This window comes from Mesorhizobium sp. RCAM 05099 (assembly GCF_059683685.1).
On sequence record NZ_CM185035.1, the window covers coordinates 4686092 to 4707560 of the forward strand.

21 protein-coding genes and 1 pseudogene are annotated in these 21469 nt (G+C 62.9%); 4 read left to right on the forward strand and 18 right to left on the reverse strand.

Annotated elements, in window-relative coordinates; all coding sequences use genetic code 11:
- Positions 1 to 9 precede the first annotated feature (9 nt).
- The 8 genes and pseudogenes from AC56QQ_RS23345 to AC56QQ_RS23380 form a co-directional block, all read right to left on the reverse strand.
- The gene (locus AC56QQ_RS23345) at positions 10 to 1473 is read right to left on the reverse strand and encodes a RimK family ATP-grasp domain-containing protein (protein ID WP_256749593.1); all 1464 of its coding nucleotides are present in this window, start codon (positions 1471 to 1473) and stop codon (positions 10 to 12) included.
- A complete protein-coding gene (locus AC56QQ_RS23350) occupies positions 1470 to 2576 on the reverse strand; it encodes a peptidase C39 family protein (protein ID WP_489863676.1) in 1107 nt (368 codons plus the stop codon). The genes AC56QQ_RS23345 and AC56QQ_RS23350 overlap by 4 nt, the downstream gene beginning before the upstream one ends.
- Before the next feature lie 207 nt (positions 2577 to 2783).
- Positions 2784 to 3575, reverse strand: a complete 792-nt coding sequence (locus AC56QQ_RS23355; protein ID WP_497123537.1) for an anti-sigma factor family protein — start codon at positions 3573 to 3575, stop codon at positions 2784 to 2786.
- Positions 3572 to 4090 carry an RNA polymerase sigma factor gene (locus AC56QQ_RS23360; RefSeq protein WP_091577120.1) on the reverse strand — a complete coding sequence of 173 codons (519 nt, stop codon included), beginning with the start codon at positions 4088 to 4090 and terminating at the stop codon, positions 3572 to 3574. Before AC56QQ_RS23360 ends, AC56QQ_RS23355 begins: the two co-directional genes overlap by 4 nt.
- 174 nt (positions 4091 to 4264) lie before the next feature.
- Positions 4265 to 7007: pseudogene (locus AC56QQ_RS23365) on the reverse strand (DUF2339 domain-containing protein).
- Positions 7008 to 7080: 73 nt separating this feature from the next.
- The gene (locus AC56QQ_RS23370; RefSeq protein WP_497123538.1) at positions 7081 to 7599 is read right to left on the reverse strand and encodes a PaaI family thioesterase; all 519 of its coding nucleotides are present in this window, start codon (positions 7597 to 7599) and stop codon (positions 7081 to 7083) included.
- Complete coding sequence (gene recO / locus AC56QQ_RS23375) at positions 7596 to 8372, reverse strand: DNA repair protein RecO (RefSeq protein ID WP_497123539.1); 777 nt, start codon at positions 8370 to 8372, stop codon at positions 7596 to 7598. The genes AC56QQ_RS23370 and recO overlap by 4 nt, the downstream gene beginning before the upstream one ends.
- A gap of 136 nt (positions 8373 to 8508) precedes the next feature.
- A complete protein-coding gene (locus AC56QQ_RS23380) occupies positions 8509 to 9603 on the reverse strand; it encodes a porin (protein WP_497123540.1) in 1095 nt (364 codons plus the stop codon).
- Positions 9604 to 10352: 749 nt separating this feature from the next.
- Here AC56QQ_RS23380 and AC56QQ_RS23385 point away from each other — a divergent pair.
- Together AC56QQ_RS23385 and AC56QQ_RS23390 are read left to right on the forward strand one after the other, a co-directional pair.
- The gene (locus AC56QQ_RS23385) at positions 10353 to 11156 is read left to right on the forward strand and encodes a CPBP family intramembrane glutamic endopeptidase (protein ID WP_497123541.1); all 804 of its coding nucleotides are present in this window, start codon (positions 10353 to 10355) and stop codon (positions 11154 to 11156) included.
- A gap of 101 nt (positions 11157 to 11257) precedes the next feature.
- Complete coding sequence (locus AC56QQ_RS23390) at positions 11258 to 11575, forward strand: hypothetical protein (protein WP_497123542.1); 318 nt, start codon at positions 11258 to 11260, stop codon at positions 11573 to 11575.
- 41 nt (positions 11576 to 11616) lie between these two features.
- On the opposite strand, the gene era is transcribed toward AC56QQ_RS23390, so the two are convergent.
- From era to rpoZ, 9 genes are all read right to left on the reverse strand, one after another.
- The gene (gene era, locus AC56QQ_RS23395) at positions 11617 to 12549 is read right to left on the reverse strand and encodes a GTPase Era (protein ID WP_497123543.1); all 933 of its coding nucleotides are present in this window, start codon (positions 12547 to 12549) and stop codon (positions 11617 to 11619) included.
- Positions 12546 to 13295, reverse strand: coding sequence for a ribonuclease III (rnc, locus tag AC56QQ_RS23400; RefSeq protein ID WP_497123544.1), 750 nt, complete (start codon positions 13293 to 13295; stop codon positions 12546 to 12548). Before rnc ends, era begins: the two co-directional genes overlap by 4 nt.
- A gap of 2 nt (positions 13296 to 13297) precedes the next feature.
- Complete coding sequence (gene lepB / locus AC56QQ_RS23405) at positions 13298 to 14047, reverse strand: signal peptidase I (RefSeq protein ID WP_269903848.1); 750 nt, start codon at positions 14045 to 14047, stop codon at positions 13298 to 13300.
- A 78-nt stretch (positions 14048 to 14125) separates the two neighbouring features.
- Positions 14126 to 14539: a holo-ACP synthase gene (gene acpS / locus AC56QQ_RS23410; RefSeq protein ID WP_497123545.1), complete on the reverse strand. Its 414-nt coding sequence runs from the start codon at positions 14537 to 14539 to the stop codon at positions 14126 to 14128.
- Positions 14536 to 15135, reverse strand: coding sequence for a DUF2062 domain-containing protein (locus AC56QQ_RS23415; RefSeq protein ID WP_497123546.1), 600 nt, complete (start codon positions 15133 to 15135; stop codon positions 14536 to 14538). The genes acpS and AC56QQ_RS23415 overlap by 4 nt, the downstream gene beginning before the upstream one ends.
- Before the next feature lie 254 nt (positions 15136 to 15389).
- A complete protein-coding gene (locus AC56QQ_RS23420; protein ID WP_497123547.1) occupies positions 15390 to 15770 on the reverse strand; it encodes a VOC family protein in 381 nt (126 codons plus the stop codon).
- Between the two features lie 13 nt (positions 15771 to 15783).
- Positions 15784 to 16362: an orotate phosphoribosyltransferase gene (pyrE, locus tag AC56QQ_RS23425; protein WP_489860567.1), complete on the reverse strand. Its 579-nt coding sequence runs from the start codon at positions 16360 to 16362 to the stop codon at positions 15784 to 15786.
- Between the two features lie 30 nt (positions 16363 to 16392).
- Positions 16393 to 18621, reverse strand: coding sequence for a RelA/SpoT family protein (locus tag AC56QQ_RS23430; protein WP_489860566.1), 2229 nt, complete (start codon positions 18619 to 18621; stop codon positions 16393 to 16395).
- A 134-nt stretch (positions 18622 to 18755) separates the two neighbouring features.
- A complete protein-coding gene (gene rpoZ / locus AC56QQ_RS23435) occupies positions 18756 to 19157 on the reverse strand; it encodes a DNA-directed RNA polymerase subunit omega (protein WP_091577099.1) in 402 nt (133 codons plus the stop codon).
- 327 nt (positions 19158 to 19484) lie between these two features.
- Here rpoZ and AC56QQ_RS23440 point away from each other — a divergent pair, with 327 nt between their 5' ends.
- On the forward strand, positions 19485 to 20066 hold the full coding sequence (locus tag AC56QQ_RS23440; protein WP_091577098.1) for a LabA-like NYN domain-containing protein: 582 nt from the start codon (positions 19485 to 19487) through the stop codon (positions 20064 to 20066).
- 11 nt (positions 20067 to 20077) lie between these two features.
- Positions 20078 to 20734, forward strand: a complete 657-nt coding sequence (locus AC56QQ_RS23445; protein ID WP_497123548.1) for a uracil-DNA glycosylase — start codon at positions 20078 to 20080, stop codon at positions 20732 to 20734.
- 21 nt (positions 20735 to 20755) lie between these two features.
- On the opposite strand, the gene AC56QQ_RS23450 is transcribed toward AC56QQ_RS23445, so the two are convergent.
- Positions 20756 to 21466, reverse strand: coding sequence for a glycoside hydrolase family 25 protein (locus AC56QQ_RS23450; protein ID WP_497123549.1), 711 nt, complete (start codon positions 21464 to 21466; stop codon positions 20756 to 20758).
- Between the last annotated feature and the right edge of the window lie 3 nt (positions 21467 to 21469).

Below are 21469 nucleotides of genomic sequence, written 5' to 3' on the forward strand. Positions count from 1 at the left end.
TTGAAACTATTATCGCCCCGGCCGGTCCAGCCGCTCCAGGAACCACTGCGTCAGCCGCACCCAGACCTCGTCCTTCTCGCCGGAATCCTCCCAGCCATGATCGAGGTTCGGATTGTCGTTGACCTCGATGACGAAGACACCGTCCTTGGTCTCCTTAAGGTCGACGCCGTACAGGCCATCGCCAATGCAGCGCGCCGCCTTCACCGCCGTCTCGACGACATGGGCCGGCGTTTCCTTCAGCGTGAAGGTCTTGATGCCGCCCTGGTCGGGCTTGCCGTTGGCCTTGTGGTTGACGATCTGCCAGTGCTTCTTGGCCATCAGATAGTGGACGGCAAACAGCGGCTGGCCGCCGAGCACCCCGACGCGCCAATCATATTCGGTCGGAATGAATTTCTGCGCGATCAGAAGATCGGAATCCTCCAGCCACTCGGTGGCGAGCGTCTTCAGCTCCTCGAAGTTGGCGCATTTCTTGACGCCACGAGAGAACGACGAATCCGGGATCTTCAGCACCAGTGGAAAGCCCAGCGTCTGCGCCGCCACCTCGAGATCCGACGTACCGGCAATCATCACTGTCGGCGGCACCGGCACCTTGTTGTAGGCCATCAACTCGTTGAGATAGACCTTGTTGGTGCAGCGGATCATCGACAGCGGGTCGTCGATGACCGGCATGCCTTCCTGCTGGGCGCGGCGGGCGAAGCGATAGGTGTGGTTGGAGATCGAGGTGGTCTCGCGGATGAACAGCGCGTCGTAATTGGCGAGCTTGGCCAGGTCCTTCTTGGTGATCGGCTCGATTTCGACGCCCATCTTTTCGGCGATCTTGGCCCAATAGCGCAGCGACGAGATCTCCGACGGCGGCAATTCCTCATGCGGATCGACCAGCGTGGCGAAGGTGTAGCGCGCCGGCGTGCGGCCCTTGGTGTCGCGCCACTCACGGTTGGTGTAGGTCTCCAGGCACTGGATGAAGCTTTTTTCCTCGTCTTCGGTCATCCGCGCCAGAGGATGGAAGCCGATCTTGCGGATCGAGGCCCATTCAGCGCTGTCCTTGATGTGGACTTCGAGCGCCGGCGCCCGGAACCAGTCGAACAACAGCTTGGCGAAACGGTCCCAGACCTTGGACGGGCCGATACCGAAGAAGATGCAGACCTTTGCCGGAAAGGCGCCGCCGAGATCCTTGCGGCACTTGTTGAGCGCCAGTTCCAGTTCCGGCAGCGCGTGCTCGTAGAGCTTGCGCTCCGACAGGTCGATCATCGTCTCGACGGTGGGGATGACCTTGTGGCCGCGCGAGCCCGCCAGCAGCGAGGCATAGTAGCCGCGGCTCTGGTAGGCGTAGTTGTTCGACAGGTTGATGACCTTCGGCCGCTGACCGCGAAACAGCGACGGATGCGCGAGATAGTCACGGTTGGTGATGATCTTGTGCGGCGTTGCCACCTGGTCGAGATCGCTTTGCCGGCCGGTAAGGATGACCCAGGTCATTGTCTGTCGCGCTTCCCCAGAGTTATGGCTGCACGCAGCCCGTCGCGGCCGAACTGCGCCATGTTCATGAAGATGCCGTAGGGCACCGGAATGTTGGCGGCATCAAGGATGGTTTCTTGCCTTTCGTCCTCGACCCAGGGATCGTGGATCAAGATATGGTCGCCGTCGTCGCCGATGGCCAGCACCCAGTGCGGCACCTTCTTGCCGAACATAAGGAAGCCGCTGATCAGCACCAGCACCAGTTTTCCCCCAGCGATCGCATCACGAATGTCGTCGATGGTGAACGGACGGTAATTCACCGGGATGCCGTATTGTTCCGCGCGACGGCGAAAGTCGACCTGGGCCAGTTCCATCACCCGGCGCTTGTCCTCGCTGCGCACCGATTGCAGGAACAGCGCGCCGTAGAACGAAACGTAGATCTCCGCCGCGAGCCCGCTTTCATAACCCGAGACAGCCAGGCCGAACGGCTCGCAACCCCCAGGTCCCGACATCATGAACACGGTCGTTGCCTCGCGCCACAGGCGGATTTCCATGACCGGATCCGGCACGAAGTCGGGGTCGAAATTGGCCATGGCCATCATCAGGCAGCATGGGCCGCAGGTGAATTCGCAGGTTTGCTGGTAGAACGGCACCCTGGTGGCGATCGGAACATCGCCGCGCAGGGTCTTTTCATAGCGAAGCGCGGTCTGGCCGTCCTCGTAGTAGCCGGGTTCACGGCCGATCTTGCGATAGCCGCCCTGCTCGTAGATGCGGATGGCACGGCTGTTGTCCTCGCGCACCTCCAGACGCAACATCATGCGGTCATGTTCGAAGGCTGCGTCTTCCGCGGCCCCGAGCAACTGGCGGCCGACACCGAGCCCGCCGAAGAAAGGGCCGGTGGCGATGGAATAGAGCCGTGCCACACCGCTGCCCTTGCGGAACAGCACGATCGCATAGCCGGCAACGCGGCCATCGACTTCGGCGACCAGCGTCTCGGCGGTCTCGCGCTCGATGAACAGGCGGAAGGAGCGGCGGGAAATGCGATCGCTCGAGAAAACAGCTTTCTCGATGGCGGCGAGATCATCGACGTCAGACGCGCGGGCCGTGCGGATCTCGGCAGGCATGCGGCTTAAGAAAACCCCGATTTCGTTGCCGAAACGGCCCCGGCCAAAGACGTCGTAAACACCGGCCGAAGCGCCGGTATTGATCAAGCGCTATCGCACCTTGATTAGGGCCGAATTGTGACAGGTTCCGTGGCGGTAAGGAAGCGCGCGGACTTTGAACGGGATTGCCGTTTTGAAAGGCCGCCGGCTGCGGAAATCGCTGCCTAATCAGCTCGCGAGACCCGCCAAAAGCTGGCCATAGGCGCTCTTGGCAACGACCGCCAATTGCTCGCGCGGCAGCGAGCCCACGACGGCGCAGCCATAGCCCTTGTCCAGCCAGTAGACGGCCTGCGGGCCGTCCTGCGCCGCCATGTAGGTGCCCTTGGCATTCTCGGTCGATTCCGTGGTGACGAAGAGCGATATTCGCTCGCCTTTGTCGTCCTCGTAGAGCAGCATCGCGGCCTTGCTCTCGCCGGCCGGCAGCAACCGGCCGCCGACCAATTGAAAACCATTCGCGGTCAGATCCGGCGCCACCAGCTTCAATCCAACCCGGTTGGACAGCCAGGTCTGCAGATGATCCTTGTCGCTGGCCGGCACTTCCACCGCATGGCGCTTTTCGGCGGCATAGATGACATGGGCCGCGATTGCCTGTTCGGCGAGCCGATCCTCCGCCGGATCCTCCTGTCCAAGGCCGTCGATGCCGGCAAGATAGCCACTGAGCCCACCGGCGACCAGAAGCACCGCCGCAGCGGCAGAAAGCCACCAGCGCGAGCGCGATGCCGCAGCCTTGACCGGCGTCTCGCCAAGCACGACCTTGCGCAACCGCACTGGGACGGTCTCGTCCAGCACGCCGGCGAAGGCGGCCTGCAATGCCGCCCGGTCGGCGCTGAAGCGCGTGCTCCTGGCCTTCATTTCGGGATTGGCGTCGAGCCAGGCATCGTAAGCGGTGCGCTCATCGGCTGGCAGTTCGCCGTCGAGCGCCATGTGGATGTCACGTTCGGAAAAATCGCGGCGGATCATTTCTCGACGATCCTTATTGCGCGGCGGCGTGCCGTGTCGTCCAGCAGCCCGCGCAGTTCCTCACGCCCGCGCGCAATGCGCGACATCAGCGTGCCCGCGGGCACGCCGAGAATGTTGGCGGCTTCGGCATAGGAAAAACCTTCGATGGCGACCATGACGAGAGCCGCGCGGCGGTCGGGGCTGATCGCCTGCAATGCGTCGATGATCTCGCGCGAGGCGATGCTCTCCATCTGCTCGGCCGGCTGGGCAACTGCCTCGCCAGCCTCCAGCGGCAGCATCGCCGCTTCGCCGCGACGGTTCACCTTTCGCATCTGGTCGATGAACAAATGATGCATGATCGTAAACAGCCACCTCCTGGGGCTTTCTCCTGTCTGCCAGTTGTCGAGACGCACAAGCGCCCGTTCGAGGCAATCCTGGACGAGGTCGTCGGCAGAATCGCGGTCGCGCAAAAGCGAGCGCGCATAGCGGCGCAGACGCGGTATTTCGCCAAGGATCGCTGCCTTCTTTTCGTCCATGACCGCTGGTTCTGAGGTCGCCTTTGTTGAGCCCAATTGAACGCGCCTTCCCGGCGCGGCGCAAGCGGCCAGCGCGAAGCGGTCCGCCGCTCCGGTCACCCAGGCAATCAGATAACGAGCCCATTGGCCGATTTATTCCCGGCCCGACTGAAATTTTATTGTTCTTGCTTGCCTTTATCCGTTTTCCTTCGCCGCCCGCGTCAGCAGCCGCTGATAAAACAGGCCGATGCCGATCAGCACAGCGCCGAGGCCGATGAAGGACAGCGCCCTCAGCACGCCCTCCAATTCCGACATGTCGAATATGAACACTTTCAGCACGGCGATCGAGATGAGCGCCGCCGAGGCGATGCGCAGCACCTGCGACTTCAACCAGACGCCGGCGGTGAGCAGCGCCACGCCAATAATCAGCCAAAGCGCCGAATAGGTGTAGGTCTCCAACTGGCCGAGGCCGCTCCACAGGCCAATGAACTCGCCCTTGAACAGCCGCCTGACCGACAGCGTGGCATAGGCCAGGGCAAGCACGGCCCCCACCACGGCCAGCATCTGCGCATACCATTTCGGCCGCTTGTCCCTGGCGTAGAGCGCCAGCCCCCGGCGGCGACCGCCGGCAGGAGATAGGCGAGGAACAACAGGTTGAACACCGGGATCCGGCCTGTCGATTCGTCGGTGAACAGCGGATTCAGCACCACGAAATGCCGGATGACGATGAAGGCGACCGAAACCACGCCGGCGGCCATCGAACCATAGCGCAGCACCGAGCTTGGCGAGCGCATGTCGATGGCGACCAGGATGGCGCCGGCGCCGATGGCGATCAGCGTATAGATCGCCTGCTCGGCGAGCGTCATCGCACCCGTGTCGATGACGCCGCCATGCATGGCATGGCGTACCAGCATGGCGAGCGTGAGCAGCGCAAACAGTGCCGCCGCCGCTTCCATGGCGAGGCGCGGCCGGCCATTGGTGGTGCGGGCGAGTTGCCAGGCGGCGAAGCCGAAGGCGAGCGCCGGTATGCCGTAGCCCGGCAGCAGCCAGTTGAAGACAGGTGTCCTGGAGAGGAATTCAGCGCCGACGATGGTCGGGTCGAAGGCGACGCGGCCAAGCACCGCGATCACCGCACCGACCGAAATCCAGCCGAACGCCGGATAGGAGCGCCAGCGCGTGGCCAAGGCCGGCACGATAGCCGAAGCACCCAGCAGGATGGTGGTCCAGCCGGAATCGAAAGCCATGTGCAGCATCAAGAGACCGGCTATCGCAGCACCGCCCAAGGCAAACGACACCGCCGCGCCGCCCTTGAGCGGTGGCTCTTCACCGCGCGCGATCCACTCGGCGCCGGCGGCAAAAATCACGACCAGCAGTGCCGCGACCGCTCCGTAGACAAGATCACGGTCGAGGTTGCCGAAGGTGAACCAGAGCGCCAGCAGAATGACCAGAGGCACGATGACGCCCCACGCCCCCCATGAGGCGGCGCGGATCTGTGCCGAGGCAGCGAAGCGGCGCGCGGCCCAGAAGCCGGCGCCGATGAAAATCAGGCCAAGCGCAATGCCGATGCGCAACGTCAAGGCATCGGACACCACCACCGGCTGGCCGTCGACACCCAGAGCGCCGCTGGAAAAATCCGATGCCACGGACGTCGGTGGGATGATGCCGAGATAGATCAGCACCGTCACCAGTCCGGCCGCGTAAAGCAGCGGCAGCGCCAATGGGCGATAGAGCGCGACAGCCACCATTGCGGCGAGGATCACGGCGCCCGGCAAGGCATCGCCGGCGGCGGCGAAGGCCGGGTCGACCGACAGGCCCAGCGCCGAGAATGCGACGAACAGGCCAGGCGCGATGGACGGCCAGTCGAGGGCCCTGGTTGGTCCGGTTTCGTCGTCACGGCGGCCGAGCCAGACAAGAGCGAGCACGGCCAGCGTGACGGCATCGATGAACAGGATGGCGGAGAGGTTCGCGCCCGGCGCATCCGTCATGTAGAGGATGGTCCAGATACCGGTGCCGACAAAGGCCGCCGCCATCAACAATTTCCAGTCGCGTATGCGGGCGATGACGCAGGTGGCGATAAGCACGATCGAGAGATAGCCGAACAGCGCCCAGGGATTAGGCGCCTGCGAGGCGACCAGCATTGGTGTTACCATGGCACCGATGAGGCCGATGCCGGCCAGCGCCTGGCCATGGACAAGGGCCGCCGCGATCGTCGCCACGCCGATGGCGCCAAGCAGGGTGAAGGCAAGCGCCGGGCCGATGAAGCCGTAAATGCCGTGCGCGGCATAGACGGTGCCGAACAGGATGAAAGCGCCAGCCGCCGTCAGGATCGCCGGAATATAGGCGCCGGCGGCACCTTGCACCGGCACCGGAAGCCGGTGCGGCGAATGAACTCGCCGCCGGCGACCAGCACCAGCCCCAGAACCGCGGCCATGGCAAGCCGCACGCCGGGGCCGAAAATGCCGGCCTCGATCGTGTAGCGGATCAGGAACAGGCCGCCCAGCGCCAGCGCTATGCCGCCGACCCAGACCGCCCAGCGGGTGCCAAGCGCGGTTTCGATGTCCGGTTTGCCGGGCGCCTTCGCCGCCGCGGCGGGCTCGGCAGGTTCGGCTGCCTTCGGCTCGCCTGCGGTCCACGGCCCGGGCACGGCCTCGCCTAATGGAGCTTCCGCTTCCAGAGCCGGCGCCTGCGCGGTAACCGGCTCGCTCACCGCTGGCGAGGCGATTTCGGACGCTGCCGCAATGGCCGCGGCAGCGTCGGCAGGCCTGTTGTCGATCGCTGATTGTTCAGACGGCTTGGCTACGGGCGGCACCGCGCCGGAAAGGACCAGGCTGCGCAACGCGCCAAGCTCGCGCTCGATCAGGCCAATGCGGCTCTGCTGGCGCGAAATGATGACGAACAACGCGATGATGGCGACAAGGCCGATCAGGCTTTCAAACATGGCGGTTCCCCCAAACCAGGCCAGTTTTCACTGACGTTGACATTCAAATGCGGCGGCCAGACGGCCAGAAAACTCACCGTGCCGCCAGATTGGCGGCCGGAAAGATCGAACATGTTTCGGTGCCGAAAGCCAGCAGCTTGCCGCTGGCGTCCTTCAATGTCGCTTCCGACACCGCCAGCGTGCGGCCCTTGTGGACGACCTTGCCTTCGCAGACCACCTCGCCGGTCCTGGGCGTGATCGGCCGCGTCAGGTTCACCTTGAACTCCGCCGTCGTATAGGCTTCGCCCTTGCCGAGCAGAGTCTGCACGGCGCAGGCCAGTGACGAATCGAGCAGAGTCGCCGCCCAGCCGCCATGCACACCGCCCAGCGGGTTGAGATGGCGCTCGTTCGGCACGCCGCGGAACACGGCGCGGCCTTCTGACACTTCGGTCAACGCGAAGCTGAGCTGGAAGGAGATCGGTGGCGCCGGATACTTGCCGTCGATGATGCGTTGCAGCAGTTCCAGGCCGGTGTATTTCAGGATATCGGCGTGCGGAATGGTGCCGAGGCCGAGCGGCGAGACCCGGCCCGGATAAAGTTCTACTTCGCTCATGTGATGATTTCTCTGGCCGCGTTCTCTTCGGCCAAGGCCCTGCCGCGCGCATGGTGCTTGCGCAGAGCGGCGAGGAAGCCGGAGCGGGCGTCGGGCGGCTCGATGCCGCGTGGCTCATAGACGTGGCGCGTGAAGAAGAAGCCGGTCAGCCGGAAGGCATCTTCCACCGCCGCCGGGTCCGCCCGCAGGCCAGAGCCGCGCTGCAGGAAGGCCGGCAGCGCCAGCATCTTGTCACGCCATGGCGCGCCGGCTTCGCGCGATACCGCACGGCCCGATTTCGGCGAGACATAGGCAAGGTCCTGCCGCGTGCCGGTGGCGGCACATTGGCTGAGATCGAGGCCGAAGCCGAGTTCATCGAGGATCAGAAGCTCGAAGCGCGCCACCAGTTCGCCGGCGGCGTCGGCATCGTCGAGATGGACGATCATCACGGTGAGCGCCTCGTAGAGGCCGCCATGGGCGTCACGCTCGGGCAACAGGCGCAGATGCTGGGCCATGGTCTGCAACCCGTAGACGGCAACGGCGCTGTCCATCAGCCGGGCGGCGTTCATCTCGATCGCCTCGGCCTGGAAGGTGCCAAGATGTTCGTCAAGCCGCGCCCGCCACAACAGGTCGACGCGATTGCCTGGCTGGAGAACGGGCTGCTGCTTGCGCGAGCGGCCGCCACGGACAAGGCCGAGATGGCGGCCATGCGCGCGCGTCATCACCTCGAGGATGGCGCTGGTTTCGCCATGCTTGCGGGTGCCGAGAATGATTCCCTCGTCGCGCCATTCCATGCCTGGAGCATTTCACCGGTTGGATGGCGAAATCAAGGTATGGGTTTGTGCGTGGCGGGCCGGCACATCACATCAGCATACAAAAAGCCGCCCGCAGCGATGTGCTGCGGGCGATCTGGTAAGGTCAGTCGATTAGTTAGAACGAGCGCTGGAAGCGAACGATGCCGCCGACGCCATCTTCGAACTTGTCGTCGAAATTCTTGAAGTAATCGACTTCGGCCGTGATCGTGTAGCCGGGGACGATGGTGTAGGCGACGTTCGCGGCAACCGCGAAGTCCTGGAAGTCAGTGTAGGAGACCTGGGCGTTGAGCTGGACCTTCTTGTTGACGGTGTAGGTGCCGCCGCCCCAAACGGCGAAGTTGCCAGTCCACGGCTTGTAGAAATTGGTCGCCTTGTTATCGTCGGTGCCGTAGCCGCCCATGATGAAGAGCGTCAGGTCCGAGGTCGCCTTGACATCAAGGCGGACCTTGCCGGCCCATTCTTCCCAATTGCTGTTGTAGGCGCCGACGGCGGTGATCGCACCCCAGTCGCCCTTGTACTTCACACCGCCCACGACATGCGGAACGTAGCTGTCGATGGTCTCGGAGCCCGAACCTTCTTCAAGCGAGGCCACCGCCGAGAAGCCGTTGCCGGCATCGAAGTAGTAGCTGATCAGGTTGGTGTCCTTGGTGCCGTAAGGAATGATCGTATCCTGGATGACATTACCGGCATAGCCGATGAAGGAGTCATAGGCCGTTTCGTCCTTACCGACGCGCAGCCCGCCAAGCTGGATCCAGGCGAAATGCAGATCCGCGGTCTTGTTGCCAGCCTCGCTGTCAATCGCGAAGCCATTGGCGTCCTTGGCCGTGGTTACGCTACCGAAGTTGAAGCGCGTCTCGGTGTAGGTCTTCAAGGTGCCGAGTTCGGTTTCCTGGCCAGTCCATGTCTTCAGCGTGAAGCGCGCGTTCTTGTTCCAGGTGTCGTTGGTGCCGCCATCCATTGAGTCTGTGGCCTTGGTGCCGTCCAACACGCGATTGCCGTCGCCAATGCTGGCGTCGTAGCGAATGTAGCCGCCGATGCGCAGGCAGGTTTCGGTGCCTGGGATGTAGAAGTAGCCGGCGCCGTAGACGTCGCAGATCTTGACGTATTCGGCCGGCTCCGGTTCGGCGACGACGACAGCGTCGGCGGCGCGCGCGCCGGACACCGCGATCAGTGCCGCGGCTGAGCCGAGAAGGAGGCTCTTGATGTTCATTTTCTGACCTCTCCAGTCATAGTTTTAAATTGGCTTCGGATTTGTGGCTGGCGGCAGTGTTTCCCGCCTCATCCCCACAACGAAAAAGGCTCGCACCGCTCGCCCTTTTCAGCGGCGAACATACCCATCGATCGTCCGCCTTCAATGACGGTTTTAGAAATAACCACGATTCTCTAAACAGATTAATCGCGTGTTGCACAAATAACACTCGCGATAATGTCGAATGGCACAATTGGAACAACGTCATATTTTCAATATATATTCAGATAGTTTCTCGGCTAAGTATATCTCACTGGTGTTATAATTCCAATTGTGAGCTGAAAATGGGGAATACCCGCCTTTTTCCGTAAGAAATACCTGATAATTTCGTTCCATCTCGTCATCAGACGACACGGCGCGCCAGACCGCACTCCGGCGTTGTGGCGAAAGGCCGGCAGCGCCTGCCAAGCCCTTCGGCTTTTGGTCGAGGCACTCGAAACCCGCCTGGAGCGCTGCCCGCTTACTTGATTGCGACAGCCCAACCGTCGGGCACCGCGCCAAGGAAAATCGGCCACTCCTTCAGAAATATCGGAAATTTTTCAGGAACTGCTCGGGATTTTTGGCCACGCAGGCGCCAATAAGCGCGGGTTGACCGGCGTGGTCGACACGGCCTGCCGAACAACTCGGCGGCGACCGCTCCAGATGCATGTCGACCGATCGGGCAGCCCGGCGACCTCTCTTGACCCATCTGCCCACCGAGAGGATCTGATATGATTTCCGTCCTGAGCCTGGTGCGAAGGCACCATTTGACCGCCTTCTTTTCGCTTGCGCTTGGCCTGACCTGGCTGGCCTTCATCCCGTTCTTGCTGTCGAACGGCGACAGCATTCCCTGGTTTACCTTTGGACCAATGGTTGCCGGCTTCGTCGTTGCGGCCCTGACCGGCGGCTGGAGCTCGGTCAAGGCCATCCTTGCCTCGATGGTGAAATGGCGAGTTCATCCGGTGTGGTATCTGGTGACGTTCGGCCTGCCATTCGGAACGCAACTGGCTTCAATCCTGATCAATCCGTTGTTTGGCGCGGCAACACCGGCCTGGAGCAATATCCCTGCCTTCTCCGAGATGCTGCCGGTCATCGCGCTCTACGCAGTCTTCAGCGGCCCGTTCGGCGAAGAGCCGGGATGGCGCGGCTTTGCAACGCCACGCCTGCTTGCCAGCCATTCGGCACTGGCCGGCAGCCTGATCCTCGGCGTGATCTGGGCGATCTGGCACTTTCCGCTCGGCCTGGTCGGCGACCTGAGCCTTTACAGCACGATCAACGTCGTGCTGGCGGGCGTGGTGTTCACCTGGCTTTACCAGAACACCGGCAGCGTGCTTCTCGCCTTTATCATGCACGTCACGCACCAGAACAGCGTGCGTTTTCTCGGCAAGGTGTTCACCGGCAGCGACTATCTGCAACAGCAATGGCTCGGTGTTGCGATCTGGGCGATCATCGCGGTTGCCATCGTCGCCTGTTATGGCGCCGAGAGCTTCGTCCGCCGGCCAAAGACGCACCTTGCAATCGCCGACGCTGCCTAAGCTGCTCGCAAGGAGCGCGGTGTCCGAATCCGGGCGCCGCCCCCTTTCTTGTCGTCCGTGCAAATTTGCAAGCCCTTGACCCAGCCCCCTGACATAGGCCAATGCCGGCATGGCTTTCAGGGAGCGGGTACCAGTACGACAGATCGCTGGCGCTCTACATGCTGGGTGAGTACCGGCCGGCCGCTGAAGCGCTGGAACTGGCGACGCTGCCGACGCCGTGGATCCGAACGCGGCTTGCCGCCTGCTATGCGCAACTCGGCAACATGGAAGCGGCAAGCCACCAGGTCGCGCTGATCAACACCGACGGCTCCAATTTCTCCCCGCTCGACTATGCGAGAACGATCGTTCCGTTCGAAAACGCCGCCGATGCGGAACATCTTGCCAATGGCGTGTTGCTGGCGCTTGGACCGCGGCGGTAGTCCCGCCATTCAAGCGCCTCACGCCCCGCGGGCGTGGTCGGCTAATGCGGGAACTCGAGCCCCATCTCGCGGTAGCGCTCGGGGTCGTCGCCCCAGTTCTCGCGCACCTTCACGAACAGGAACAGGTGCACCTTCTGTTCGAGGATGCCTGCTATCTCCATGCGCGCTGCCTGGCCAATGGCGCGGATGGTCTCACCCTTGTGGCCGAGGACGATCTTCTTCTGGCTGTCGCGCTCGACGTAGATGGTCTGGTCGATGCGCACCGAGCCGTCCTTCTTCTCTTCCCATTTCTCGGTCTCGATATGCGAGGAATAGGGCAGTTCCTGATGCAGCCGCAGATAGAGCTTTTCGCGGGTGATCTCGGCAGCCAGCTGGCGCATCGGCAGGTCCGAGATCTGGTCTTCCGGATAATACCAGGGGCCGGCAGGCAGCGCTTCGGCGAGATAGTCGAGCAGGTCCTTGCAACCGGAACCGGTCAGCGCGGAGACCATGAAGGTACGCTTGAACGGAACCCTTTCGTTCGCCGCCGCCGACAAGGCCAAAAGCGTCTCATGCTTGACCCGATCGACCTTGTTGAGGATCAGCACCATCGGCTGGCGAACGTCCTTTAGCCTTTCAAGGATGGCGTCGGCGTCGCCCCTGATGCCGCGCTCGGCGTCGATCAGCAGCAACACGATATCGGCATCCTTGGCGCCGCCCCAGGCGGTGGTCACCATCGCCGTATCAAGCCGCCGCTTGGGCTTGAAGATGCCAGGCGTGTCGACAAAGACGATCTGCGCATTGTCATGCGTGGCGATGCCGCGCACGATGGCACGCGTCGTCTGCACCTTGTGGGTAACGATAGACACCTTGGCGCCGACAAGCTGGTTGACCAGGGTTGATTTGCCCGCATTGGGCGCGCCGATGAGCGCGACGAAGCCGGAGTGCGTGGCGGCTGCTTCTGGTGCCGCAGAGGTCTCTTCGGTGGCGGTCATGCCGCACTCCCTTCATTAACGCGCCGCGCGCCCGATACGTTGTTCCAGACGCCTTCGCGAACGAGCATTGCCGCCGCGGCGGCCTGCTCGGCCTCGCGCTTTGAACGACCACTACCGCTCGCTGGCTGAAATGCACCAACCCTGACGCTGACCGTGAAGAGCGGGTCGTGGTCCGGCCCCTCTCGGCTGTCGATGCTGTAGGCCGGGACAGCACTTGCCGCCTGGTGCGCCCATTCCTGCAATTCGGTCTTGGCATCGCGGCGTGCGGCGCCTGAAGCCTGCGAGCGCGGCTGCCAGTATTTATGGATGAAGGCGCGCGCCGCATCCAGCCCGCCATCGAGATAAAGCACCGCGATCAGCGATTCCAACGCGTCGGCACGCAAATTGACGCGCTTGCGGCCCTCAAGCCCGCGCATGTCCGATCCGGCGCGGATCAGGTCCGGCAGGCCGATATCCTCGGCGATTTCCGCGAGCGCCTCGGCGTTGACCAGCGCATTGAGCCGAAGCGACAGTTCACCTTCCGCAGCATCAGGAAATGCGGCCAGCAGCATGTCGGCGACCACCAGGCCGAGAACCCGGTCGCCAAGAAACTCGAAGCGCTCATAGTCGGTGCCGGCATTGGCGCCGCGCGCACTGGCGTGGGTCAATGCACGCTGCAGGCGCTGGCGGTCGGCGAAGGCGTGGCCCGTGCGTTCCACAAGCGCTTCGGCGAGCGCGTCGGCGGTAAGCCGTTTTGCCGCTGCCATCCCTAATTTACAAAATGGAACAGGCGCGAAGCGCGCATCAAGGACGGCCATTTCCAGATTTCAAGCGGACTTGCCTTGCCGGCGATCGAGAAGAAAATCAGATTGGCGCGGCCAACCAGATTCTCCGCCGGAACGTAGCCGACCGTGAACCGGCTATCACTGGAGTTGTCCCGGTTGTCGCCCATCATGAAATAATGGCCGGGCGGCACGTCGAATTCGCGGGTATTGTCGCCGATCGAATCCGGTGACAAATCAAGCGTGTCGTAGCTGACACCGTTCGGCAGCGTCTCGCGATAGACGTCGATGGGACGATCCGTCTCGGTGATGTCGGGATTGTCGATCTGGCCGGCCTTCACACGCGGCACGCCGACTCCATTGATGAACAGCTGGCCGTCCTTCATCTGGATCTTGTCGCCGGGCAAGCCGATCACGCGCTTGATGTAATCAACGGAAGGGTCCGGCGGGAATTTGAACACCACCACGTCGCCGCGCTTCGGCTCGGAGCCCCAGATGCGGCCCGAGAAAATGTCGGGGCCGAAAGGCAGCGAATAACGCGAATAGCCGTAGGACCACTTGGTGACGAACAGATAGTCGCCTTCCAGAAGCGTCGGCCGCATTGATCCCGACGGTATCGAAAAGGGTTGGAACAGCAGCGTGCGGATGACCAGGGCGAGCAAAAGCGCCTGGACGATGACGCTGACGGTTTCGCCAAGCCCGCCGGATTTCTTCTCGGATTTTTCAGCCACGCTCATGTCGTCCTCGATTGTGCGTTGGATGGTATAGAGTCTCGGCGCGCGCTGGGCAACGTCAATGCCGGTCGTCAGATGCAATCAATGTGGCGCTTCTTCGACGGGCAACGCCTCAATGATCACAAAGGCTTGAGCAAGCGGAAAATCATCCGTGATGGTGAGGTGGATTGCCACTCGATGGCCGCTTGGCAGGATTTTGTCCAAGCGCGCCAAGGCCCCGCCGGTCAGCGCCATGGTCGGCGCGCCGCTGGGCAGGTTGACGACACCCATGTCGCGCCAGAACACGCCCTGCGCGAGACCGGTGCCGAGAGCCTTGGCACAGGCCTCCTTGGCGGCGAAGCGCTTGGCGTAAGAGGCCGCGCGGGCGCGTCTCCCCTCCGAACGTGCCTGCTCGACCTCAGTGTAGATTCTCTGGATGAAGCGCTGGCCGTGGCGCTCCAGCGACTTCTCGATGCGTCTGATATCGATCAGGTCGCTGCCGATGCCGATGATCATCGTGCCGAGGTACCGATGCTTCCGGCGGGTTGAGACGACTGCGCATGGCGGGCGGACCGCTCGGCCAGGCGCTTGCGCCGCTGCTCGCGGAAAGCGCTCATACCCCAGCGCGTGATGCCATAAAACAGGAGCCCGAAGAGCAGCCCGAGCGGTACCGCGCCAATCAGCATCGGCTCAAGCACGGGCTTCCACAGTTGCGCGAAAGAAAGCTTGTGCAGCATCTCGCCCAGATGCGCCGGCGGGCCGTGCGCCGGCAGGCGATCATGCAGGATGAGTTTGCCGGTCTCCCAGGAAGCGCCCCATAGCAACGGGAAGGTCAGCGGATTGCCGAAGAATACCGCGCCGAGTGCCGCTGCCACCAGGTTGCCGGCGATCACCCAGCACACAACGGCGGCGATGGCAAAGTGGAAACCGACAGGAAAGAACGAAGCGAAGACGCCGGCGGCGACACCGGCCGCCACCGCATGCGGAGTGGCCTTCAGCCGCAAGATGCGCTTGGAGAAATACTGAAGCGAGCGCGAAAACGAGCGGCGCGGCCACAGATAGGTACGCACCCGCTCGAAAAGACCATCAGGCTTGCGACGTCGAAAAAGCACTCTGTTCCCGTTCCACGGCTCCCGCACCGGCAACTTTAGCCGGGCGCGCGACAGCCACATCTTGCGCTTGACGATCGCCCAATGGCAATCGCAACCTTGATATAGCCATACGCAACCCCAACAACAACTGAAGGCCGACAGCACAGCAGCCACGTGGCCATAATTTTTGGTAAGGTTCGCCCCTCCAACGCCGGACAATCGCGGCGAATTTGAGAAGCCGCCTGGATTTATTGTCGCAGCCAATGCTTCGTATCTTACGATCGGTATTCGCTGACCTCGACCAAATTGCCGTCCGGGTCACGGAAATAAACCGACATCATCAGCCCTCGCGCTCCAACACGTTCGACCGGACCGAGTTCGACCGCCACACCGTTGGCCGCGAGACGGGCACAGACCTCATCCAGCGGCCGGTCAGTGATCAGGCAGAAATCACCGGATCCGGGCGTCGGCGACTTCGCCTTCGGCTCGAAGGTGCGGCCAACCTCATGCACATTGATCTTCTGATTGCCGAAGGCCAGCGCTGTCGGCCGGCCCGGCGTATCGATGCGTTCAAAACCCAGCACGCGTTGATAAAAGGCGCAAGTCACTTCCAGCGAAGCGACCGTCAACACGAAATGATCGATGCCTGCGATCATTTCGGCCTCCTCGTCAGATGTTGCGGCTGCCGGGCTTGATTGCCGGTATGGCGGCAAGCTCCGGCGGCAACCGGTCGGCCGGATAGGCCGGAACCTCATATTCGGCGAGCGCGATCAGCGGCACACCGACGTGGGTCTTGCCGGCCGAACGGTCGATGATGCAGGCGGCGGCAACCACTTCGGCGCCCAGTTCGCGCAGGCACTCGATGGTTTCGCGGATCGACAGGCCGGTGGTGACGATGTCCTCGACGATGACGACACGCGCACCGGCGGCGATCTCGAAGCGGCGCAGGCGGAACTCGCCCCCTTCCCGCTCGACCCAGATCGCCGGCACACCGAGATGGCGCGACGTTTCGTAGGCCGGGATCAGCCCGCCGATCGCCGGACCGACGACATAATCGATCTTGCCCGGCACCGCCGCACGGATCTTTTCGGCCAACGCCTTGCACAGCCGCTCGGTCTTGTCGGCATGCATGAACACCCGCGCCTTCTGCAGGAAAACTGGGCTTCTCAGGCCCGAGGTCAAGATGAAATGCCCTTCCAGAACAGCACCCGCCTCGCGGAAAATGCCCAGCACTTCATCGGTATTCATCTGCGCCTGTCCCCACATAGATCAGCCGTGTCAGCCATTCACACGCCGTGCATCGCTGACACTCGAATTGTCCTTGAGCTGCGACAGCAGCCGGTTGAGGTGCTTCAGATCCCAGACTTCGAGATCGATCAGCATTTCGGTGAAATCGGGCGCGGTGCGCACCATCGACAGCGTATGGATGTTGGCGTCGTTCGACGCAACGACCTGGGCGATATCGGCGAGCGAACCCGGCGCATTGATGGCGGTAACCGATACGCGCGCCGGAAAGCGCTCCTTGGTGCGCTCATCAATATCCCACCGCACGTCGATCCAGCGTTCGGGCTGGTCGTCGAAGGCCTGCAGCGCCGGCGACTGTATCGGATAGATGGTGATGCCGGTGCCCGGCTGAACGATGCCGACGATGCGGTCGCCAGGCACGGCCCCTTCCGGCGCGAAACGCACCGGCAGGTCACCGCGCACGCCGCGGATCGGCACGGCGCCGTCCTTCGGCTGGTCCTTGTCCTTGCGCGCGGCGCGGCCTGGGATCTGGAACAGCATGCCGGCGGCGTTGCGGATCTTCGACCAGCCCTCCTCGCGCTGCTTGGGCGCGGCCGTGGTGACGCGCTCGTCCTTGTAGTCGGGGAATACCGCCTTCATGACATCGGTGGAAGCAAGCTCGCCACGGCCGACCGAGGCCAGCACGTCCTCAATGTCCTTGCGCGCCAGCCGGTGCAGCACCTGCTTGAGGCTCTCCTTGGTAAAGGTCTTGCCAGCCCGCTCGAAGGCGCGTTCCAGGATGCGGATGCCGAGACCCGAATACTGCTTGCGGATGGCGTTCTTGGTGGCGCGGCGGATGGCCGAGCGCGCCTTGCCGGTGACGACGACCGATTCCCACGCAGCCGGCGGCACCTGCGCCTTGGAGCGGATGATCTCGACCTCGTCGCCGTTCTTCAGCTCCGTCATCAGCGGCATGATGCGGCCGTTGACCTTGGCGCCGACGCAGGTGTCGCCGACATCGGTGTGCACCGCATAGGCAAAATCGATGGGCGTCGCACCACGCGGCAAGGCAATCAGCATGCCTTTCGGCGTGAAGCAGAACACCTGGTCCTGGAACAATTCCAGCTTGGTGTTTTCGAGGAAATCCTCCGGATTGTCGCCTTCGGCAAGCTGCTCGATGGTGCGCCGCAGCCAGGCATAGGCGTTGGTCTCCTTCGAGATCGCATGCGCGGCTCCGTTGGTCTTGCCGCCAGTGTCCTTGTAGATCGAATGGGCGGCGACGCCATATTCGGCGATCTTGTTCATCTCGCGGGTGCGGATCTGCAGCTCGACGCGCTGGCGCGACGGGCCGACGATGGTGGTATGGATCGAGCGGTAGTCGTTCTGCTTCGGCGTCGAGATGTAGTCCTTGAAGCGGCCTGGCACCATCGACCACGTGGTGTGGATGGCGCCAAGCGCCCGGTAGCAGTCCTCGAGCGTGTCGACGACGACGCGGAAGCCGAAGATGTCGGAGAGCTGCTCGAAGGAAAGCGCCTTGGCTTCCATCTTGCGGAACACCGACCACGGCTTCTTCTGCCGGCTCTTCACGCTGGCTTTGATCGCATGTTTCTCGAAGAGGCCGGACAGCGCCTTCTCGATTTCGGTCAGCACATCCTTGTTGCGCTCGAAGATCTCGGCGAGCCGTGCGGTGACGGCGCGATAGGCCTCCGGGTTGATATAGCGGAAGGCTATCTCCTCCAGCTCCTCGCGCATGCCTTGCATGCCCATGCGCCCGGCCAGCGGCGCATAGATGTCCATGGTCTCCTCGGCGATGCGCAGGCGCTTGGCCTCCGGCATATGGTCGAGGGTGCGCATGTTGTGCAGGCGGTCGGCGAGCTTGACCAGAAGGACACGGACGTCTTCGGAGATCGCGAGCAGAAGCTTGCGCAGGTTTTCCGCCTGCTCGGCCTTCTTCGACACGAGGTCGAGCTTCTTCAGCTTGGTCAGACCCTCGACCAGCTTGCCCATTTCCGGCCCGAACAGCTCGTCGATCTCGGCCCGCGTCGCCGTGGTGTCCTCGATGGTGTCGTGCAACAGGGCGACCGCGATCGTCGCCTCGTCCATGTGCATTTCGGTGAGGATGGCGGCGACTTCGAGCGGATGCGAGAAATAGGGATCGCCGGAAGCGCGCTTCTGGTGGCCATGCTTCTGCATGGCATAGACATAGGCCTTGTTGAGCAACGCCTCGTTGACGTCAGGCTTGTAGCGCTGGACGCGCTCGACAAGCTCATACTGACGCATCATGGGCGGGATCTCACAGCGGTGAAATGAATCATGCGCCGCACTGCTGTACGGCGCATGTCATAGATAGCCACGAAACTGCCGATACGGAAGGGCCGGACGATTAATCCAGCGACCTTGGCAACAGTGGTTCGCTCTTAGTAATCGTCGCTCTTTTCCGGGGGAACCAGGCCCTCGATGCCGGCCAGCAGATCTTCCTCGGTCATCCGGTCGAACGTGACATTCTCCTCGGCGTCGTCGGCATTGGTGGCCGCGACAGCGCCGCCGGTCTGGTCAGCGATCGCCTCGCCATCAGCTTCGGGCTCGTCGACCTCGACATGCTTCTGCAGTGAATGGATCAGATCTTCCTTGAGGTCGTCGGGCGACAACGTCTCGTCGGCGATCTCGCGCAGCGCGACGACCGGGTTCTTGTCGTTGTCACGCGGCACGGTGATCGGCGCGCCCTGGCTGATCTGACGGGCGCGGTGGCCGGCAAGGAGCACCAGCTCGAAGCGGTTATCGACCTTGTCGATGCAATCTTCAACGGTTACGCGGGCCATGGATTGCCCCTTTCATGCGATGGATTTGATGGAAAACAGGCGCGGTCCTTAACCTGAACGCCATCAAAATACAAGCATCATGGCAATGGCGGGGCCGCCAGGCACCCAATCCCTCGTTCAAACACCTGATTTTGCAAAATCAGGCAGCATCCCTGAGCTCCGTGCCTCGATCACAATTGCTTGCAGTGCGACAACACGCCCTTGGATTGCCACGAAACTGGGGGTATCTCGAATGATGCCAGGTCAGCCGGTTTATTATGAGCCTGACCGATAGTCGCTATCGCATTTCGTTTAGACGGCCGCCTATTTCGAAAAGGACTATTTTCCATGTTCGATCCCCGTGAAAAAATCGCCCTATTCATCGACGGCGCCAATCTCTACGCCACGTCGCGCGCGCTCGGCTTCGACATCGACTATCGCAAGCTTCTGTCGAGCTTCCAGAAGCGCGGCTATCTGCTGCGCGCCTATTACTACACGGCGCTGGTCGAGGATCAGGAATACTCCTCGATCCGTCCGTTGATCGACTGGCTCGACTACAACGGCTTCAAGGTCGTCACCAAGCCGGCCAAGGAATTCACCGACTCGACCGGCCGCCGCAAGATCAAGGGCAATATGGACATCGAGCTGACGGTCGACGCGCTGGAGCTCGCCGATGTCGTCGACCACTATGTCATCTTTTCCGGCGACGGCGACTTCCGCACGCTGGTCGAGGCGCTGCAGCGGCGCGGCCGCAAGGTATCGATCGTCTCGACCATGGCCTCGCAACCGCCGATGATCTCCGACGATCTGCGCCGCCAGGCCGACCATTTCATCGACCTGACGACGCTGAAGAACGAGGTCGGCCGCGATCCGTCCGAGCGGCCGGTGCGGCGGCCCGAGCCGGCTGAAGTCGACGAGGACGACTTTTGAGGGCGGTCGCCTTGACCGCCCTTTCCCCTTCCGAACCCGGCCGCGACTGCCCGCTTTGCCCGAGGCTGCATGATTTCATCGCCGAATGGCGCCAGCGCGAACCATCCTGGTTCAATGCACCGGTGCCGACCTTCCTGCCGCCGGAAGGTGAAGCAGCGGTCCAGTTGCTGATCGTCGGGCTGGCGCCCGGCCTGCGCGGAGCCAACCGCACCGGACGGCCTTTCACCGGCGACTTTGCCGGCGACCTGCTCTACTCGACTCTGATTTCGCACGGTTTCGCGCGCGGTGCGTTCAAGGCGCGGCCAGATGACGGACTTGAGCTTGTCGGCGCTGCCATAACCAACGCGGTGCGCTGCGTGCCGCCGGAGAACAAGCCGGTGGGCGCCGAGATCGCCACCTGCCGGACATTCCTGGTGCCGACCATCGCCCAGTTTCCCAACCTGCGCGCCGTGCTGGCGCTGGGATCGATCGCGCACCAATCGACCGTGCGTGCGCTTGGGGGGCGCGTCGCCGCCCACCCGTTCAAGCATGGCGGGCAGCAACCGGCCGGCGGCATCACCCTGTTTTCGAGCTACCATTGCTCGCGCTACAACACCAACACCGGTGTCTTGACCGAAGCAATGTTCGTCAGCGTTTTCAGCGAGATCGCGGCGTTCCTGCAGAAATAGAGTCGGGCGGCGGCGGGCTCATCAGCGCGGCGGCGCAACCAGCGCGGCCAACACCGCCGGACCACCCTGCAGCACATTCAGATCGACATCGCCGTTGATGCCGTCGACACGTCCCCTGTTGTGGTACTGCCAGTAGACCCAGTCGTCGCGGTCTGGCTGCAACAGCAATGAGCGAAGCCATAGCGGCCGGGCAGCGATGCGCCCGACATAGGCGTCTGCCGCCTCGTCGGTCAGATAGACGATCGCCGGCTTGCCGAACGCTGCCTCCACAGGTGCGAGGAAGGCGGCCAGTTCGGCACTCAGTTGCTCGGGCGTTGGTCGCTGCGGGCAATTGCCGCCGAACTCGATGTCGACAACCGGCGGCAGCAAAGGCTGATCGTGCGGCACCACCGAGATGAAATTGCGTGCCTGATCGCCGCCCGGCCGGCAGAAGGTGAAGAAATGATAGGCGCCGACGGCAAGACCGGCGGCGCGGGCCTCACGCAGATTGGTGGCGAAGGCGTCGTCGACATGATCGCCGCCTTCAGTCGCTTTGATGACGGCGAAGGCGACATCGTCGGCGGCGACGCGCCGCCAGTCGATCCGGCCCTGATGATGGGACACGTCGATGCCCCTGACTGGATATTTGCCGCGGTCCGGCGAGAATGCCCTGAAATAGAGATATCCGCCCGCGGCGACCAAACATGCCAGAACTAGGCTGGCCAAGCTCAAAAGGATAGTCCGGCTCTTCAAACG

Bases quoted from the DNA above. Each gene is read 5' to 3' on its own strand.
- pyrE (WP_489860567.1), bottom strand. From the start codon at position 16,362: ATGAATACCGATGAAGTGCTGGGCATTTTCCGCGAGGCGGGTGCTGTT.
- acpS (WP_497123545.1), bottom strand. From the start codon at position 14,539: ATGATCATCGGCATCGGCAGCGACCTGATCGATATCAGACGCATCGAG.
- AC56QQ_RS23345 (WP_256749593.1), bottom strand. From the start codon at position 1,473: ATGACCTGGGTCATCCTTACCGGCCGGCAAAGCGATCTCGACCAGGTG.
- rnc (WP_497123544.1), bottom strand. From the start codon at position 13,295: ATGGCAGCGGCAAAACGGCTTACCGCCGACGCGCTCGCCGAAGCGCTT.
- recO (WP_497123539.1), bottom strand. From the start codon at position 8,372: ATGGAATGGCGCGACGAGGGAATCATTCTCGGCACCCGCAAGCATGGC.
- era (WP_497123543.1), bottom strand. From the start codon at position 12,549: ATGACCGCCACCGAAGAGACCTCTGCGGCACCAGAAGCAGCCGCCACG.
- AC56QQ_RS23420 (WP_497123547.1), bottom strand. From the start codon at position 15,770: ATGATCGCAGGCATCGATCATTTCGTGTTGACGGTCGCTTCGCTGGAA.
- AC56QQ_RS23370 (WP_497123538.1), bottom strand. From the start codon at position 7,599: ATGAGCGAAGTAGAACTTTATCCGGGCCGGGTCTCGCCGCTCGGCCTC.
- AC56QQ_RS23430 (WP_489860566.1), bottom strand. From the start codon at position 18,621: ATGATGCGTCAGTATGAGCTTGTCGAGCGCGTCCAGCGCTACAAGCCT.
- rpoZ (WP_091577099.1), bottom strand. From the start codon at position 19,157: ATGGCCCGCGTAACCGTTGAAGATTGCATCGACAAGGTCGATAACCGC.
- AC56QQ_RS23390 (WP_497123542.1), top strand. From the start codon at position 11,258: ATGCCGGCATGGCTTTCAGGGAGCGGGTACCAGTACGACAGATCGCTG.
- AC56QQ_RS23355 (WP_497123537.1), bottom strand. From the start codon at position 3,575: ATGATCCGCCGCGATTTTTCCGAACGTGACATCCACATGGCGCTCGAC.
- AC56QQ_RS23380 (WP_497123540.1), bottom strand. From the start codon at position 9,603: ATGAACATCAAGAGCCTCCTTCTCGGCTCAGCCGCGGCACTGATCGCG.
- AC56QQ_RS23350 (WP_489863676.1), bottom strand. From the start codon at position 2,576: ATGCCTGCCGAGATCCGCACGGCCCGCGCGTCTGACGTCGATGATCTC.
- lepB (WP_269903848.1), bottom strand. From the start codon at position 14,047: ATGAGCGTGGCTGAAAAATCCGAGAAGAAATCCGGCGGGCTTGGCGAA.
- AC56QQ_RS23440 (WP_091577098.1), top strand. From the start codon at position 19,485: ATGTTCGATCCCCGTGAAAAAATCGCCCTATTCATCGACGGCGCCAAT.
- AC56QQ_RS23360 (WP_091577120.1), bottom strand. From the start codon at position 4,090: ATGGACGAAAAGAAGGCAGCGATCCTTGGCGAAATACCGCGTCTGCGC.
- AC56QQ_RS23385 (WP_497123541.1), top strand. From the start codon at position 10,353: ATGATTTCCGTCCTGAGCCTGGTGCGAAGGCACCATTTGACCGCCTTC.